This is a genomic window from Enterobacter sp. SCRI0065, assembly GCF_059766475.1.
Genome location: NZ_JCBAJB010000005.1, coordinates 80155 through 97510, shown reverse-complemented (window position 1 = coordinate 97510; position 17356 = coordinate 80155). Strand labels below are relative to the sequence as shown.

The 17356-nt window shown below is 52.4% G+C and carries 15 protein-coding genes; 3 read left to right on the top strand and 12 right to left on the bottom strand.

The window, feature by feature from the left end; all coding sequences use genetic code 11:
* Positions 1–2 precede the first annotated feature (2 nt).
* Entirely contained in the window at positions 3–1619 is a 1617-nt protein-coding gene (locus AC6EMZ_RS15110; protein ID WP_498403395.1) for a peptide ABC transporter substrate-binding protein, read from the bottom strand.
* Positions 1620–1803: 184 nt separating this feature from the next.
* On the opposite strand from AC6EMZ_RS15110, the gene mpaA reads away from it, so the two are divergent.
* On the top strand, positions 1804–2517 hold the full coding sequence (mpaA, locus tag AC6EMZ_RS15105; protein WP_498403394.1) for a murein tripeptide amidase MpaA: 714 nt from the start codon (positions 1804–1806) through the stop codon (positions 2515–2517).
* Here the strand turns inward: mpaA and ycjG are convergent.
* Positions 2508–3473: an L-Ala-D/L-Glu epimerase gene (ycjG, locus tag AC6EMZ_RS15100; RefSeq protein WP_498403393.1), complete on the bottom strand. Its 966-nt coding sequence runs from the start codon at positions 3471–3473 to the stop codon at positions 2508–2510. The two genes, mpaA and ycjG, sit on opposite strands and share 10 nt — an antisense overlap.
* Positions 3474–3569: 96 nt before the next feature.
* Between ycjG and tpx the strand changes: the two genes are divergently transcribed.
* On the top strand, positions 3570–4076 hold the full coding sequence (gene tpx, locus AC6EMZ_RS15095; RefSeq protein WP_498403392.1) for a thiol peroxidase: 507 nt from the start codon (positions 3570–3572) through the stop codon (positions 4074–4076).
* Between the two features lie 37 nt (positions 4077–4113).
* Here the strand turns inward: tpx and tyrR are convergent, their stop codons facing one another.
* From tyrR to AC6EMZ_RS15080, 3 genes are all read right to left on the bottom strand, one after another.
* The gene (gene tyrR, locus AC6EMZ_RS15090; RefSeq protein WP_498403391.1) at positions 4114–5655 is read right to left on the bottom strand and encodes a transcriptional regulator TyrR; all 1542 of its coding nucleotides are present in this window, start codon (positions 5653–5655) and stop codon (positions 4114–4116) included.
* A gap of 107 nt (positions 5656–5762) precedes the next feature.
* A complete protein-coding gene (locus AC6EMZ_RS15085; RefSeq protein WP_498403390.1) occupies positions 5763–6812 on the bottom strand; it encodes a TIGR01620 family protein in 1050 nt (349 codons plus the stop codon).
* Positions 6809–8206, bottom strand: a complete 1398-nt coding sequence (locus AC6EMZ_RS15080; protein ID WP_498403389.1) for a YcjX family GTP-binding protein — start codon at positions 8204–8206, stop codon at positions 6809–6811. Before AC6EMZ_RS15080 ends, AC6EMZ_RS15085 begins: the two co-directional genes overlap by 4 nt.
* 155 nt (positions 8207–8361) lie before the next feature.
* On the opposite strand from AC6EMZ_RS15080, the gene AC6EMZ_RS15075 reads away from it, so the two are divergent.
* Positions 8362–9372, top strand: a complete 1011-nt coding sequence (locus tag AC6EMZ_RS15075) for a LacI family DNA-binding transcriptional regulator (RefSeq protein WP_498403388.1) — start codon at positions 8362–8364, stop codon at positions 9370–9372.
* Between the two features lie 38 nt (positions 9373–9410).
* Here AC6EMZ_RS15075 and AC6EMZ_RS15070 read toward each other — a convergent pair whose 3' ends face one another.
* The 7 genes from AC6EMZ_RS15070 to ycjQ all read right to left on the bottom strand — a co-directional run bounded on the left by AC6EMZ_RS15070 (position 9411) and on the right by ycjQ (position 17356).
* Positions 9411–10325: an OmpG family monomeric porin gene (locus AC6EMZ_RS15070; protein ID WP_498403387.1), complete on the bottom strand. Its 915-nt coding sequence runs from the start codon at positions 10323–10325 to the stop codon at positions 9411–9413.
* Positions 10326–10392: 67 nt separating this feature from the next.
* On the bottom strand, positions 10393–11475 hold the full coding sequence (locus AC6EMZ_RS15065) for an ABC transporter ATP-binding protein (RefSeq protein WP_498403386.1): 1083 nt from the start codon (positions 11473–11475) through the stop codon (positions 10393–10395).
* Between the two features lie 13 nt (positions 11476–11488).
* Positions 11489–12163 carry a beta-phosphoglucomutase gene (gene pgmB / locus AC6EMZ_RS15060; RefSeq protein WP_498403385.1) on the bottom strand — a complete coding sequence of 225 codons (675 nt, stop codon included), beginning with the start codon at positions 12161–12163 and terminating at the stop codon, positions 11489–11491.
* Positions 12156–14435, bottom strand: a complete 2280-nt coding sequence (locus AC6EMZ_RS15055) for a glycoside hydrolase family 65 protein (RefSeq protein WP_498403384.1) — start codon at positions 14433–14435, stop codon at positions 12156–12158. The genes pgmB and AC6EMZ_RS15055 overlap by 8 nt, the downstream gene beginning before the upstream one ends.
* Positions 14429–15487, bottom strand: a complete 1059-nt coding sequence (gene ycjS, locus AC6EMZ_RS15050; RefSeq protein ID WP_498403383.1) for a D-glucoside 3-dehydrogenase — start codon at positions 15485–15487, stop codon at positions 14429–14431. The genes AC6EMZ_RS15055 and ycjS overlap by 7 nt, the downstream gene beginning before the upstream one ends.
* A gap of 11 nt (positions 15488–15498) precedes the next feature.
* Positions 15499–16287 carry a 3-dehydro-D-guloside 4-epimerase gene (gene ycjR, locus AC6EMZ_RS15045; RefSeq protein ID WP_498403382.1) on the bottom strand — a complete coding sequence of 263 codons (789 nt, stop codon included), beginning with the start codon at positions 16285–16287 and terminating at the stop codon, positions 15499–15501.
* Positions 16288–16303: 16 nt separating this feature from the next.
* A complete protein-coding gene (ycjQ, locus tag AC6EMZ_RS15040; RefSeq protein WP_498403380.1) occupies positions 16304–17356 on the bottom strand; it encodes a D-guloside 3-dehydrogenase in 1053 nt (350 codons plus the stop codon).

Below are 17356 nucleotides of genomic sequence, written 5' to 3'. Positions count from 1 at the left end.
GATTAATGTTTTTCGATATACATTGTCCGGCTGTAGGCAACATCTTCTGCATTATTAATCGGATACCCTTTTACCCACGGCTTGATCAAGCGCCCGTTGGTGTATTGGTAAATGGGCGCGATCGGTGCTTTTTCAGCAAGGATTTTCTCCGCCGAATTGTAATCGTCATTACGCGCCTTAGCGGTGGCTTCTAGCGACGCCTGATTGATAATTTTATCGTAAGCAGGATCGTTAAAACGTGAAATATTACCGCTGTGTGTTGACGTTAGCAGCGACAGGAACGTAGATGGCTCATTGTAATCGCCCACCCAGGATGCGCGGATAACATCAAAATTCCCGGTGTTACGGCTATCAATGTAGGTTTTCCATTCTTGGTTTTGCAACTTCACATCGACGCCAAGATTTTTCTTCCACATCGAGGCGACGGCAATCGCGATTTTCTGATGGTTCTCAGAAGTGTTGTACAGCAGCGTCAGTTTAAGTGGACGTTGCGGACCATATCCCGCCGCCTGGAGCAACATTCTGGCCTGAGCATTTAGCTCATCCTGAGACATTTGTTCGAACGGAGAAACCTCTGGCGTGAAGCCTGCCGTCACATCCGGAGTGAAATGCCACGCTGGTTTTTCACCGGTACCCAATACCTTCTCGGCCATGATCCGGCGATCGATGGTCATACTCAGCGCCAGACGCACGCGTGAATCTGCCGTTGGTCCTTTCTGTGTGTTGAACGCGTAGTAGTACGTCCCGAGCTGTGGCGGCGTATACACTTCCCCAGGAATATCTTTCATCAGCTTTTGATACAGGTTTTTTGGGAAAGACTCTGTTATATCAATATCACCCGCGAGATAACGTTTGGTCGCCGAGGATTCCTGATTGATGGGAATAAACGTCACTTTTTTCAACACCGTTTTAGCATTGTCCCAGTAGCTGGCGTTGGGTTCCACAACCAGCTTTTCATTTACCACCCGGTCCTTCAGAACATATGCTCCATTGCCGACCAGCGCACCAGGGCGAGTCCAGTCTTTGCCGCTTTCAACATTCGCCTTCTGCACGGGATAAAAAGCAAAACTTACCGTCAGGTTAGCAAACCACGGCAGCGGCTTATCCAACTGCACTCGCAGCGTTCGGGCATCCACTGCGGTCACGCCAAGCGTATCGGGCGCGGCTTTCCCGTCGATAATGTTTTGCGCGTTGGTCATACCCGCCAGCGCAGCGAACCAGGCAAAAGGTGAAATGGTTTTCGGATCGACCAGACGCTGCCAGCTATAGACAAAATCCTGCGCGGTAACTGGCGAGCCATCTGACCACTTCGCGTTATCGCGCAATGTAAAAGTCCAGACGCGATTGTCGTTACTCTGCCATTTCGTTGCCACGCCAGGAATCAACGCCCCTTTTTCGTTCTGATTAACCAGCCCTTCAAATAAATCGCGAATGACCTGAATTTCGGGCAGGCCAACGGCTTTGGCCGGATCCAGCGATGCCGGTTCGTCTTTAATATGACGAACCAATTCCTGTTGCTGCGCCAGCACGGTTCCCGCAGGCACGTCGGCAGCATAAGAGAGTGAAGAAAGTCCGCACAGCCACAGCGCAGAACAAAGCAGCGAAACAGGATGCTTCATGGGATCCCCTTTAAGATGATGGGTAACGAGCAGATGCGTAATTATTTGTTTCGAAACGGAGAAATGCAAATATCTTAGGCCGAAAAGTTGATATCTCGCCGTTTTCTACCAATGCTGAAACTATTTGATTAAGCGCGGTTTTTACACAACACTGGCATGAAAGCACTCATTATCAGGATTTCGTATGTCACCGACCCGACCAAGAACGGAGCGTGGAGCATTCCCGCCCGGTGCCGAACACTATGGCCGCTCTTTTTTAGGTGCCCCGCTTATTTGGTTTCCGGCACCGCAGGCCGATCGCCACAGCGGTTTGATCATCGCAGGCACACATGGTGATGAAAACTCATCAATAGTGACCCTTTCCTGCGCTTTGCGCACGCTTAAGCCGGAACTGCGACGCCATCACGTTGTCCTTACGGTCAACCCGGATGGCTGTCAGTTAGGGTTACGCGCCAACGCGCGTGGAGTCGATCTCAACCGTAATTTCCCGGCAGCAAACTGGCGCGAGGGAGAGACGGTTTATCGATGGAACAGCGCAGCGCAAGAACGGGATGTGGTTTTACTCACGGGCGATAAGCCCGGCTCAGAACCGGAAACGCAAGCACTCGCCAAATTAATCCATCATCTTCATCCTGCATGGATCGTGTCGTTTCACGATCCTTTAGCCTGTATTGAAGATCCTGGTCAAACGGAATTAGGACAGTGGCTGGCGGATGCGTTTACGCTGCCGCTGGTAAGTAGCGTCGGATACGAAACGCCTGGCTCGTTTGGCAGCTGGTGTGCCGACCTGGGCTTATACTGCATCACGGCAGAATTCCCGCCTGTGTCATCCGATGAAGCGAGCGAGAAATACCTGAGAGCAATGACCGACCTGTTACGCTGGCAATCTCACAGGTGAAGTGAGCCGGTTGTAAAATTCAGCGCTGGCGAGACATCGACCGCCAGCCAGGTTGGGCCATCGAGATCGGCGAAGCTCACCTGGCCCGTCAACGGTAGCGCAGCGTTAATCGCTCTGGAGGTGCAGAGCATACAGCCGAGCATTAGCGAAAATCCTTCTTCGCGGGCCTGCTTAGCCAGCGCCAGCGCCTCGGTTAGCCCGCCCGTTTTATCGAGCTTAATGTTGACCATTTCGTAGCGCCCTTTCAGGCTGGACAAGCTCTCACGCGTATGACAGCTTTCATCTGCGCAGATGGGTAGTGGATGAATAAAGTTCTCCAGAGCAGCATCATCCTTTGCAGGCAGCGGCTGCTCAAGCATCGCCACATCCAAATCCGCCAGCAGCTGGCAGCGCGCCGCCAGCCCTTCTATTTGCCAGGATTCGTTCGCATCGACAATGAGGGTCGCCAGTGGAACGGCGGAGCGTATAGCCACCATACGTTCGCTCAGGAGATGATCGTCGAGTTTAACCTTGAGCAATCGCGCGCCGGCGTCGTATAACGCTTTTGCGCTGGCGGCCATCTGAGCAGGTTCACCGATGACCACGGTTTGCGCGGTCACGATAGTCTGCGGTACCACCACTCCCAGGAAACTGGCGATACTTTGATTTTTTTGCTGCGCTTCGAGCGACCATAACGCGCAGTCAACGGCATTACGCGCTGCCCCTGCCGGTAAGGCTTGTTGTAAAGCATCGCGCGAAAGTCCTTTTTCGAGCTCGGGCAAGATAGTCATAATTTGCGCCATGACGGAAGCAAGGTTCTCACCGTAGCGCGGATAAGGGGTGCACTCCCCTACGCCTTTTATACCGTCCTCTTCTATCTCAACCACCACCACGCAAGCCTCGCTACGACTGCCGCGAGAGATCACGAAGGGGGAATGCAATGGCCATGCTTCTTCATAGACTTTGACGGTTCTCATCACTTGCTCCCGTACGCGAAAAATTGGTTTGCCGTGTTATCCGCTGATGTCATACACTAGCTGCGACGTTAACTATTTGTAAACAGGAAGATATCTATGTCACAACTCGTTCATTTTCAGGGCAACCCGGTTTCTGTTGCAGGTTCAATTCCGCAGGCTGGCAGCAAAGCGCAGGCTTTTACCCTCGTGGCAAAAGATCTGTCTGACGTTACCCTGAGCCAGTTTGCTGGCAAACGCAAAGTTCTGAACATTTTCCCAAGCATCGACACCGGCGTATGCGCGGCATCCGTGCGTAAATTCAACCAACTGGCCACCGAAATGGATAACACAGTCGTGCTGTGCATTTCTGCTGACCTGCCGTTTGCCCAGTCACGTTTCTGCGGCGCAGAAGGTCTGAGCAATGTCGTAACCCTTTCCACCCTGCGTAGCCCGGATTTCCTCGAAAACTACGGCGTGGGTATTTCTGAAGGCGCACTAAAAGGCCTGGCAGCACGTGCAGTGCTGGTTATTGATGAAAACGATACCGTTGTTTTCAGCGAACTGGTTAACGAAATTACCACCGAGCCAGATTACACTGCGGCTCTCGATGTACTGAAAGCCTAAGTGCGAAAAAAGCCTCTACTCAGAGGCTTTTCCTTTTCTACTCTTCCGCTTTTTTCTGGTTTAGTCCGTACTCACGTAATTTATTGGCAATCGCGGTATGCGAAACGCCCAGGCGTTTTGCCAGCTTACGCGTGCTGGGATAGTTACGATAAAGCTGCGTCAGAACCGAGCGTTCAAACCGACTGGTAATGTCGTCAAGCGATCCTTCCATCGCCTCTTCGCCAACAGAAACCGAGCCTGCGTCATAATCCGGCAACAGCACGTCCTGAGGGCGGAGTTCGTATCCTTCAAGCTGCGTCAATGCACGGTAGATAGCATTTTTGAGCTGTCTGATATTTCCCGGCCAACCGTAGCGCGTCAGCATTGTCCCCAGGTCAGAGGAGAGTTTTGGTCGCGGAACGCCCTGCTCGTCGGCAAAGCGCGCAACGAAAAGCTCGGTTAACGGCATGACGTCCTGTGGGCAATCACGCAGCGGCGGGATATTGAGCGTCAGTACGTTTAAACGATAATAGAGATCTTCGCGGAACACACCCTTTTGCACCAGCTCAACCAGGTTTTTCTGCGTGGCGCAAATCACACGAACATCGACATGCACCTCATGATCTTCCCCCACGCGGCGGAACGTCCCGTCATTGAGGAAACGCAACAGTTTGGCCTGCATGCGGGGTGACATTTCGCCGATTTCATCCAGCAGCACGGAGCCGCCGTTGGCCTGTTCGAAGAACCCTTTTTTGCCTTCAGGCGCATGACCAAAAAGCTCGCTTTCGACGGCATCTTCCGGAATCGAGGCGCAATTGAGCGCGAGATAAGGCTTAGCCGCGCGCGGGCTGGAAGCATGTACTGCATGTGCAAGTAAATCTTTGCCCGTCCCCGTATCGCCGGTAATTAACAGCGGCGCGGTGAGATTAGCCAGCTTACGCGCCTGATCGACCACGTGACGCATTTTCGGGCTAACGGCGATAATCTGGCTAAACGCCCCCACATCCTGGCTGGACAGATTTTGTAACTGACGGCCCATACGAACGGTTGAGCGCAGCATGATCACCGCGCCCGTCAGCACGCTAACGCCGTTTTCGCCCTGCAAATGGACCGGGGTAATTTCCATCAGGAAGTTTTGTCCGTTTATCACCACATGTTCGCTGTGCGTGCCTTGCGGATTACTGTCGATCCAGCGCTGGAAGTTGAACCCAGGGATGAGCTGCGAAGCAAGATGATTGCTCAGCTTGTCCTGGCTTTGCCCAAAAAGCTGGCAGCTCGCCAGGTTGGTTCGTTCGACCTTACCTTTAAGATCCAGGGACAGGAATGGCTCTGGCATCGCTTCAAGCAGCGCGCTCAGCGCCAGATGCTCCCGCTCTGAGGGCATCCACGGCACGGTACGCACATCCGTAACGCCAGCGATACGGCGTATTTCCGCCATCAGGCTGCTAAAGGTATTAAATTCAATTTCGGCAAAATTGAGGTAAATTCGCCCGATAGGATCGATGTCGATGCCGCGTAAATCAATATCACGCAAAACAAGGAGATCGAGTAACTCGCGAGTCAGACCGATACGGTCCTGACAGAACACTTCCAGACGCATGGGAAAACCACTCTATTAGCCAGTAACCCTAAAATAATAAGTCAGATATCGTCTGGCTGGAAGCTCGCTGTCAACAAATATTGACAGCGAGACGATTTACCAGGCTTTTACTGCGGTTTTTTGCTGAGCGTCTCTTTCAACTGGCCGATTAATTCGCGACGGAAGTCCCCAAGACGGGGTTTATCGTTATCGATCCACGGCAGTGGACGACAAAGCTCCATGGCCTTGATGCCCAAACGCGCAGTGAGTAAGCCAGCCCCTATTCCCTGTGCTGCACGAGTCGACAACCGCGCCGCGAGATCCTGAGACATCCAGTCCATCCCCACTTCACGCACCAGTTCGCTGGCCCCGGCAAACGCCATGTTCAACAACACCAGGCGGAACAAGCGTAAGCGGCTGTAATAGCCCAATTCAATTCCATACAGCGTGGCAATACGATTAATCAGACGCAGGTTGCGCCAGGCGATGAATGCCATATCCACCAGCGCCAGCGGACTGACAGCAATCATTAACGTAGATTCTGCGGCGGAACGACTGATTTCCCGACGCGCTTGCGAATCGAGGACCGGCTGCACAATATGCGCATATAACGAGACGATTTCGCGGTCATTTTGTGTTTCATGAATGGCGGCGTACCAGCGCTGCAATGCCGGATGGGACTGGTCAATCCCCGCCTGACTTGCCAGCTTCTCACAAAAAGCACGCCCTTTACCGGTGGCATGGCTGTGCAGTAACTCGCGCGCGTCGTCTCGCTCATCGGCCCGCTGGCGCAATCGCCATAGTCGACGCCATTCTGTCGCAATCGACCCCACGCCTGCGCCCACAATCAGCGCACCCGCGGCACAACCCCCCAGTGCAATCCAATCCTGCGTTTGCCAGGCATTCATGGTCCACTGAACGCCTTGTCCTACTACGCTCACGCCAAATAACGTCAGCCCCGCCATGACCATCCTGCGCCACAGGCTGCGTTTTGGACGCAGCGCAGACTCAACGACCGCTTCCGCTTGCCCTTCGTCCGAGAGCAGTTCTTCGGTGACCGCTGGCGCAAAATTGTCAGCCTGAGGGCCGGTGAACGCCTGAGCGGTCTTCAATGCTTCTGCTCGTTCCTGCTCAAGCGTGCCGGTAAAATCAATTCGTGGCTTCAAAGGTTCCGTCATCGCAGCTTATCTCCAATCAAAAATTCCAGCGCCGCATCCAGCCGAATATGCGGTAAAGGCTGGTCAACGTTCATTGCTTGCGGGCGAAATGCCTCAAACTGGAAGCCCTGCTGTTGCCAAAATGCCTGACCGGGCAGACGAGCGGGCACTTCGCCAGGATAAACCGTTAAAGGTTCACCATCGCTCAGGCGATGCCCGCGAAGTGCCGGGATTTTTTCCCCGTTCACATCAATCAGCCCGCTTTGCGTCGCCTGCACCGAAGCCAGCCCCAGACAATCCATACTGATGCCTTCAAAAGCCGCATTTTGCCAGGCATCCTGAACCAGCTGTTGCAGCAGAGAAACCATATTGGCGTGTTGATCCACCGTTACGTGGTCAGCCTTAGTGGCAGCAAAAAGCAGTTTATCGATAACCGGAGAGAACAGTCTGCGAAACAGCGTGCGCTGCCCGTAGTGGAAGTTCTGCATCAGTTGGGTCAGAGCAAGACGCATATCGTTGAACGCCTGTGGACCGCTATTCAAGGGTTGTAAGCAGTCAACTAACACGATCTGTCGATCGAAGCGGAGAAAATGATTTTTATAAAAACCCTTCACCACTTTCTCGCAATAATAGTTAAACCGTTCGCGCAGCATTCCCGCGTTGGTATGTTTATCCGCCTGCGCCAGTTTCGATTCGCCCCAGGCATCCACATCTGGCCATGGGAAGAATTGCAGCGCAGGCGCGCCCGCCATATCGCCCGGCAGGACAAAGCGGCCTGGCTGGATGAAATGCATCCCCTGCTGCTTGCAGTGATGAAGATAGTCAGTCCAGGCTTGTGCAATAGCCGCAAGACGATTCTCGTCAGCAGGTGCCAGCGGGTCCAGCCCAGCGCATAATTCTCGCCATTTTGCCGACCACTCTGCTCGCTGCCCTTGTAAAAGCCCAGTCATTTGCCGGGACCAGGTTAGATAGTCCTGCGCCAGCATGGGCAAATCGAGGAGCCATTCACCTGGATAATCCACAATCTCAAGGTATAACGTAGAGGTATCCTTGAAGTGGCGCATCAATGAATCATTAGAGCGAAAACGCAGCGCAAGACGGATTTCACTGACACCCCGCGTGGGGGTCGGCCAGGTCGGCGGTGACCCGTACAGCTGTGCGAGTCCTTCATCATAGGTAAATCGAGGGATACCAAAATCCCGCTGCGGCACGCGCTTCACGCCGAGCAGCCGTTCTTCGCGTACTGCGCTTAGCAACGGCAAACGGGCACCGGCGTGGAGATTAAGTAACTGGTTTACCATCGCGGTAATAAATGCCGTTTTACCGCTGCGGCTCAAGCCCGTCACCGCCAGCCTCAGATGACGATCGACGCCACGATTCACCAGGGAATTCAGTTCGTTTTTAAATCGCTTCATAGCCATCCTTCATTGCCCAGAAGACCGCAAACACCCACTTCAGAATACAATACGTTGGGGCAGATCGTTGATTATCAATTCATAATTATTGCTATTGCCGAATTTTCTCCAGTAAGATATGCATCATTGCCGTTATGATGGAGCTCGTAAGGTGTATGTCACCCACCATTTATGATATTGCACGCGTTGCTGGTGTTTCTAAGTCAACCGTGTCCAGGGTTCTGAATAAGCAAACCAATATTTCGCCTGAAGCTCGTGAAAAAGTGCTAAAAGCGATTGCGGAATTAAATTACCAACCTAACAAGCTCGCTCGTGCTCTGACCTCCTCCGGCTTTGATGCGATCATGGTTATTTCCACTCGTTCTGCAAAAACCACCGCTGGCAATCCCTTTTTCTCTGATGTACTGCATACCATAACCGCAAAAGCAGAAGAGCAAGGTTTTGACGTCATTTTGCAAACATCCAAAAGTAGTGAAGATGATCTGCATAAATGTGAAAGCAAAATAAAACAAAAGTTAATCAAAGGGATTATTATGCTGAGTTCACCAGCAAACGAATCCTTTTTCCCTAGCCTGGATGCATGGGGAATTCCCGTTGTGGTGATTGGCAAAGTTGAAGGTGATTTTAAGAATATCTATTCGGTCGATACCGATAATTTCAGTGACAGTATCACCCTGACCGATACCTTTATTAAACACGGTCATCGTAAAGTCGCGTGTTTACATGCTCCGCTGGATTATCATGTTTCCATTGACCGCCTGGCGGGTTATAAAGCCAGTCTGCAAAAACATGATATCGAGCTTAATCCTGAATGGATCGTTGATGGCGGATATTCTCACGAAAGCGCGTTATCCGCAGCGTGTAAATTACTGTCGTCGGCACAGCCACCCGATGCTGTATTTGCAACCGATACGATGAAACTCCTCGCATTGTATCGCGCAGCGGATGAGTTAAATCTGATGATACCGGAACAACTTGCTGTCGCCGGATACAGCGACCCAATGCTTTCCGTTATTTTGACACCCGCTCCGGGCGGTTTTGATATCCCGACGCGTAAACTGGGTGAAGAGAGCTGCGATTTACTGTTTAAACGTATCGCAGGCAAACCCGTTCCTCAGCGCGTTATTGTTGAAACACACCTTTCTTTAACGGCCTCTCTGCGGTGACAACCAGGGGCGAATGAGCGCCCCTGGTGTAAAAACGATTAAAATGCGTAATTCACGCCGACGCCAGCGTAGTGGAATCGATCGCTTTCACCCTCGTCATGATTTTCCCATTCGTAGGCGTATTCCAGCGTCATGGACAGGCCATTGGTAAAATCGTAGGCGTACAGCATGCCGAGACGATTGAAATCATGACCTTCGCGATCGGGATCATCCTGCCAGTCCCAGTTTGACCAACGATCCAGTCCGAGGCGGGTGTAAGGGGTTAACGTGGTATTACCCAGCGAGATCGGCAAGTAAGCACGAATTTCCTGCGTTGAAAATTCCCCGTTATTTCGCCCGCCGTCCATATTAAAACCGCGTTCTAAGTAGTAGTTCGTTTTAACGGAAAACGTGTCGTTAATCTTCCAGGTAAACCCTGTTTCAGTTTCAACGCGGCTATCAGAATAACCGGTTTTATCCAAATCGTTAGCGAACTGATACATGGCAAACCAGCCGCTAAAACGCCAGTCATCGCTGAGTTTAAGATCCCAGTCTGGCTGCACCTTATAACGCTGCATATTGGCGCTACCGTCTTTAGCACCGTGATCGTCTTTAAAATGGTAGCCATAATTACGGAACCCACCGGTCAAGCCAAGCGTGAAATCGTCCGTTCCGATAAACCGGTAGCGCAACTCAAATTCTGGGCGATCAAAATAGGTTCCGCGGGTCATGCTGCTGTAATCTACCGGACCTTCCTGGTACATTGCCAGCGAAAGCGTCCAGGCGTCATACGTAGCATTAAACCAGACGGAGGGTTCATATAAACCATCTTTATCATCGCCCTGGCCTTCTACATTTTCAATTTCGTACATGGCACCAATATTGAAATTCCACTTATGTTCATCTTTAGCGGCGTGGGCGGACGTGATGCCTGCGCACAATAAGAGCGCAGCACTTCTTAGTAGAGTACTCATTAATATATTCCTTTATAAAGAAACAACTAAAAAGCCGGAAAAGAACATTCCCGGCGGCTAACATTTTTTATCTAATAGCGACTTCGGTATCAGCATCAAAGAAATGACACTTATCCATTTCAAACTGAATAGCCAGATTATCTCCGGCGTGATAATCATTGACCGCACTGGCGCGAACCACTAATTCATGCCCACCCACGGTGGCATAAAGCATAAACTCCGCGCCAGTCAGTTCTGCGACACTCACTTTTGCCGGAACAGAAACGGATGTCATTTGCGAGGTGATAATATCTTCGGGTCTTATTCCAAAAACGACAGCCTTACGCTGGTAACCCAACGCATTAAGAGCCGCAAGTTTATTTTGCGGAATTTCTAAGCGTAAGGTCTCCGTGACAAAATAATTCCCGTCGATCGCCCCACGGATAAAGTTCATCGCAGGCGAACCGATAAACCCGGCGACAAACATATTAGCAGGTTCGTTATAGACATGCTTCGGCGCCCCCACCTGCTGAATAATGCCATCCTTCATAATCACAATCCGCGTTGCCATCGTCATGGCTTCGGTCTGGTCATGAGTGACATAGATCATGGTGGTATTGAGTTTTTGGTGGAGTTTGCTGATTTCCGCACGCATCTGGACGCGTAATTTTGCATCCAGATTCGACAGAGGTTCATCCATCAGGAACACCCCTGCCTCACGTACGATGGCGCGGCCTAACGCCACGCGCTGGCGCTGCCCTCCTGACAATGCCCCAGGCTTGCGCTTTAAATAATCGCGTAATCCCAGAATTTGTGCCGCCCAGTTAACCCTTTCTTCGATTATCGCTGGCGCGATTTTTTGCATCTTCAAACCAAACGCCATGTTGTCGTAAACGGTCATATGCGGATAAAGCGCATAGTTCTGGAATACCATGGCGATATCCCGCGCCTTGGCGGGGACATCGTTCATGCAGACACCATCAATGATGAGTTCGCCTGCACTGATCTCTTCCAGCCCGGCAATCATGCGTAAGGTGGTGGATTTCCCGCAGCCTGACGGGCCAACAAAAACAATGAATTCTTTGTCCGCAATTTCGAGGTTGAAATCCTTCACCACATGGACCTGATTGTCATAGATTTTTTGAATGTGTTTAAGGGAAAGCTGAGCCATTGTGGTCTCCTTATCAATACGAATTCGGGCGAGCCTGCGTGGCCCAAAAATCGGATAAACATTGCCAGGTCAATTCACGCGTTGAAGCGAGTTGCAGACCGGCATTTTTCAAATCACCGCCAATACCCACCGACACCATGCCAGCGGCATTGATCGCCTCCACGCCCGCCTGTGCATCCTCGATACCTATCGCCCGGTCAGGACGGATACCTAAGCCATCGCATGCCGCGAGAAAGATTTCCGGATCGGGCTTCGAATGCGTTATCAGCGAAGCATCTGCGCAAAAATCAAAAGCATCCTCTATCCCGAGAGCCTGTAAGATCGTGGGCGCGTTAAGCGATACCGAAGCCAGACCAATTTTCACGTTGGCCGCGCGTATCTCTGCCAGTACCTCACAGATGCCAGGGAGTAGCGCGTTCCGGGTTATCGACGCTAAAGAATCGACGTATAACCTATTTTTTGCTGCGGCAAGCTGGCGACACGCTTCAGGACCGTACAACTCCTGCACACCTGCGTGATGAAGGATCCGCTGCAACGACTCCATGCGGCTAATCCCCTTCAGCTCGTCATTGAACGCTTCGTCAATGGTTATCCCTATCTCGCTCGCGATAGTCCGCCATGCCAGAAAATGCAGATGTGCTGTATCGGTGATCACGCCATCCAGGTCGAAAATGACTGCCTTAAACATGACGTGCACCCTCGCTGGTAGCGGTCCCATTAACGGGTAAATCAAAGTCGCTCATAGCGAAGGATTGCCGGCCAGATATAGTCAGGCTTTTGCCCCATATTGTTAGCGCTACCGGTGCGGTTGTTGTCACGACCAGACGCTGTGGTTCTACCGCTATCTCGATATCGGTATTCTTCCATCTGAGCGGGAAATGAAGCCGTTGCCACTGGGCAGGTAATTTCGGAGACAGATGCAGTTCACCGTTCATCATTTGCAGACCCGCAAACCCCTGCACCACGCCTGACCAAATTGCGCCAGTGGCCGCAGCATGAATACCGTCGTCACTGCTGTGCGGATCGTCGCCAAGATCGATTGCCACCCCATCACGCCAGAACTGATACGCACACGCGGTATCACCGCAACGGGCGGCGACGATGCCATGGATAGCTTTACTGAGTGAGGAATCATGAATCGTTCGAGGCTCATAGAACGCCAGGTTCGCGGCGCATTGTTGGAGGGTGAACTTTTCCGGCAGCAGATAGTTAAGCATGACCACATCAGCCTGCTTGAGGATCTGCATGTCATTGACTTCAGCCCGCGAGTAATCGAGCAAAATCGTCTGCTTTCCCGCTTTCGCTTTGTAACGACTGAGATCGATCGCCGGTTTGCTCAGGAACGTATCATCCTGCGCAATGACGCCTGCGGCATTTGCTTCGGGTAACCATAAGCGCTGCAAAAAGTGCTCTGCGGCGTTGCAGAAAGCGTCGTTCTGTCGCTCAAACTGATGCATAAATTCAAGCGCATGCGCCACGTTATACCAGGCCATGTAGTTGGTATAGGCGTTGTTATTGACATGCTCGGTGTACTCATCCGGGCCGATAACGTTATGGATTTCCAGGCGGCTATTCACCTCCGTTGTACGCCCCATCCAGAAAAGTGCGGTTTCGACAAGCAGCGTTAGCCCTTCGTTGCGCATAAACGCATCGTCCTGCGTCGCATGCCAGTAAGCCACCACGGCCCATGCGATATCCGCCACCAGATGATGCTCCGCCAGCGCAGAGGCGACCTTCTGCCGAACTCCCGTGCGGATGTTAATCGCAGCGAACTCTGGCGTTTCTTCCTGACCGCTGGCTGCACTTTCCCAGGGGAATAACGCGCCAGGCCAGCCGTTGCGCCGGGCTTTCTCCCGCGCACCCGCAAGGTTCAGCCAGCGATAGCGCAACAAATTTCGGGCCGTCTGCGGGCGGGTCAACAGATGGAAGGGTAAAAGGAAAATTTCGGTATCCCAGAACACATGCCCCTTATAGCCTTCTCCCGTCAGCCCTTTTGCCGCGATGCTACACCGATCATTGTTGATCGGTGTCATCCCCGTCAGGTGCCAGATGGCATAATCCAGCGCAAGCTGATCCTGGTTATCGGTCGATTGCACCTCAACCCGGCATCTGTTCCAGACATCTTCCCACGCCAGGGAGGTTTGTTCCCGTAGCGCTTCATATCCCCTCGCCGCGCAGATTTTCAGCTCGGTCATGGCGTTGCGGGCAAAAGACTCCAGCGAAATCTCTTTTTCGCTGCGATGTGTCACCCAGACGATTTTCTCGAGCATCACCGTCTGCCCTTCCTCTGCGTTGACCGTATGGTGGCAGTTCAGACGGCGGTTTTTGGCTGTAAAACAGCTCTCACTGTCGGTACTCAGTCGACAAGAGGCGGAAATGACCACCTCTGACGCGCTATCCTGCGTTTCATACGTGCCCTGCAAATAATGCTGATCGAACACCCGAACCGACAGTTCGTTCAGATGCTGCCGACCACTGTTGGTTTGCGTCGCATCGATACCGGTTGTCAGGCTAATTTGTGCAGGGCCATCTAAAGGGGTAACGGCAAATTGCAGTGCGGTTAAAGGCAATTGCTCCAGCGAAACGAAGCGGCGGCTTTCGATACGAAAGCGTTTCCCCTGTGAAGAACGCCAGACAACATTGCGGCACAACTCGCCGTTAGAAAATGCGAGTTCTCGCTCCCAACAGAGGATTTCACCTGCAAGCAGCGTAAAATTGTCACCGTCCAGTTGCAGTTCTATTCCCATCACATCGGGCAGATTCACTAACTCGTTGGTTTCATTGCGTCCCGCGCGGTGATAAAGCCCCGCAAGATACATGCCGCGAGTTTGTTGGGTATAGTTCTCCTCGTGCGTGGCACGAATACCCATGTAGCCATTGCCACACGCCATGATTGAAGCGTATTTGTTCAAGCCATGCGGATTGAATACGGGTTCGGTTAAAACGGAAAAAGTTAACATAACGACACGCTTTCCCCTTTTTCCGCAGACTCATAGAGTGCCGCGACAAGCTGCTGAATAACCAGCCCCTGCTCTGCATCCGCAATCATGACGGGCTCGCCCATCACGTGGCGAACAAACGCATCCATGCTGCGTACATGCCGCTGGTCGTCAGCCTCTTCTCGCTCTATCAACGTGTGCAGTTCGCCGTCGATATCGTTGTAAATGTGCGCTGGGAAAAGCGTCGCACCAGCGCTCTCGCCGCAAAACGAAACGTTCATAATCGATTGCTCACGGATGTTAAGAGCAAACGAGGTTTCAAGACGCAATATGCCGCCATTACAAAATTCGATGGTGCCAAAAAGCGCGTCCTCGACCGTGTATTGACTCGGGTCCCACGCCCCAAATTGACCGCTGCATTTGCGCGTTCCTAGCTTCTGGAAACTGTGCGCCGTGACGCGTTTTACCGCCGGAAAGCCCAGGACATACATCGCCGCATCCAGCATATGAATACCGATATCTATCAGTGGTCCACCGCCCTGCAAGGATTTATCGGTAAAGACGCCCCAGCCTGGCACGCCACATCGGCGTAAAGCCTGCGCACGGGTAACATAAACCTCACCCAATGTGCCGTCCTGAACCGCTTCTCGCAGCAGTTGAGCATCCAGCGCAAAACGATGATGAAAATCGTATGCCAGCACTTTTCCAGCCTTTCTTGCTGCCAGTCTCATGGCATCGGCCTGCTGCGGTGTCATCGCAGGTGGTTTTTCACACATGACGTGACACCCAGCCTCAAGCGCCGCCATCACATGTTCAAAATGAAAACGATTCGGTGAACAGACGCTCACGATGTCCGGTTTGGCGTCCTGCAACATCTGCCGCGTATCCTGAAACGTCGCGGGGATAGCGTGACGTTCAGCAAATGCCTGCGCGTGCGCAAGGTGACTGTCTGCGACAGCCACCATGTGTAGATCGTTGCGCGTGGCGTAATACGAGGCATGCACTTTGTCCGCCACCTGCCCGGCACCAATAATGGCGACGCGCAGCGGCGAAGGTGTTGAAGCACTCATCACGCTCGTCATCCTTAGCATTCACGTAAGAAGTTGAGCGACGCTTGATAGGCCTCCGCTAAATTATCAGCACGCACGCGGCATTCATACACCACATAGCCCTGATAGCCATCGGCACGCAGCTGATCAAATAAAGTGGCGAAATCCAGACAACCGCTGCCCGGTTGATAACGGTGATTATCAGCGATGTGAACGTGGCCAAGCAGATCGCGGTTGTTGTGAAGTGCCTCAGTCAATGAATCTTCTTCGATATTCATATGATAGAAATCACCGATGATCTGAACGTGCTTGAGGTCGTTCTCTTCAATGTAACGACGCGCATCGGCCAGCGTGTTGATCATGTGATCCTGATAGCGGTTAAGCGGCTCCAGGTACACCGTTGTACCCGTACGCGCAGCCACCTCGTCAAGCCAACGGAGGGAGTCACTCACGGCTTTACGATCGCCTTCAAGACTACGCGGTGACACCATCGGCGGCAGACGGAAGGTGAACATGCCCCAGGCCGCAGGTACAATAATGCCCTTGCCACCCACTTCGCTCAAAGCTTCGAGAATGCCTTCGATCTGCTGTAAGCCATTGAGACGACGCTCCTCAATAAAGTCGCCTGGCCAGCCATCGTAACCACCGCATGCTGTGGTCACCGGCAAACCGGTTTCTTTAATGGCGGCTTTCACTTCTGCCAGATTATCGACCAGAAGCTTGCCATCAATTTCATAACCGTCGAAACCCATGGCCTTAATAAATTTGAATTTTTCGAGAATAGTGGCCGGGAAAAAGGCCTGGTTTTGCGTTGCGATTTTCATTAGTGCTTTCCTTAGCTTAAAAAGTGACGCCCATTTTGATGCTGAGTTCTGGATGCTGGTCGACAAACTTCATGTAACTTTCGGCGCTGTCCTGGAAAGTCACCACCGGATCGATAAGATCGTCGCATTGCAGATAACCATTCATCAGAAGTTCCCAACAGGTTTCTTCGATACGCTTGCGGCTCCAGCGCGGGTAATCCGGGTTTGGCTCGCTACAGGCTCGCGAGAACACGATCTTCGCATTGTTAAAATGCGCTTCGCGTCCCAGGTTGAAGCCCTCGCTGAAAGGTTTAGCAAAAGCGACGTAGGAAATGGTTCCGCCGTACGCAAGACCGCGCAGGGCAGATTGCAACGCATCGGCATAACCGCTGGTTTCGATGAAGATATCAGCGCCCTGCTTACCCGTGATTCTTTTAACCTCAAGACCCACATCGGTACCGATCGGATTAATACAGTGATCGGCACCATGACGGCGGGCAATCTCACAGCGATGCTCGATAGGGTCAACGCCGATAACAATGGAAGCACCGGCTTTTTTCGCCAGCTGAATGGCTATCTGGCCAATCGCCCCTAAGCCCACCACCACCACAAAATCACCCACCCGAACGTTGGCATCACGCACGCCGCTCATCGCGAACTGCGCCGGGTCGTAGCACACTGCATTTTTCCAGGAAGCACCCTTCGGCATTTTGCGCAGTTTGTAGTTGTTGACCGCATTAACAATGACGGTCTCCTGCAACGGGCCATAGCAACATACGCTGTCGCCGAACTGATACTCGGTCACGTCTGCCCCGCACTCGACTATCTCGCCGACAATCATATTGCCGAGCTGGAACTTCCCGAATTCAATCCCACGGGCAGTCCCTTCTTCACGCGGGGAGAACATCTGCCATTCCGCGTTAAACTCTTCGTCGATAAACGGGCTGGCGGCGCGAAAATCGACCACTTCAGTACCGTGTTTCGGCGCACCAAAGCGAGCGCGAATCTTGACTTCATTTGCTGCAACGGGACGATCTTCGTATTCCACTAATGCCGCCACACGCGGCGCTGTCGCTACTAACTTCTTCAT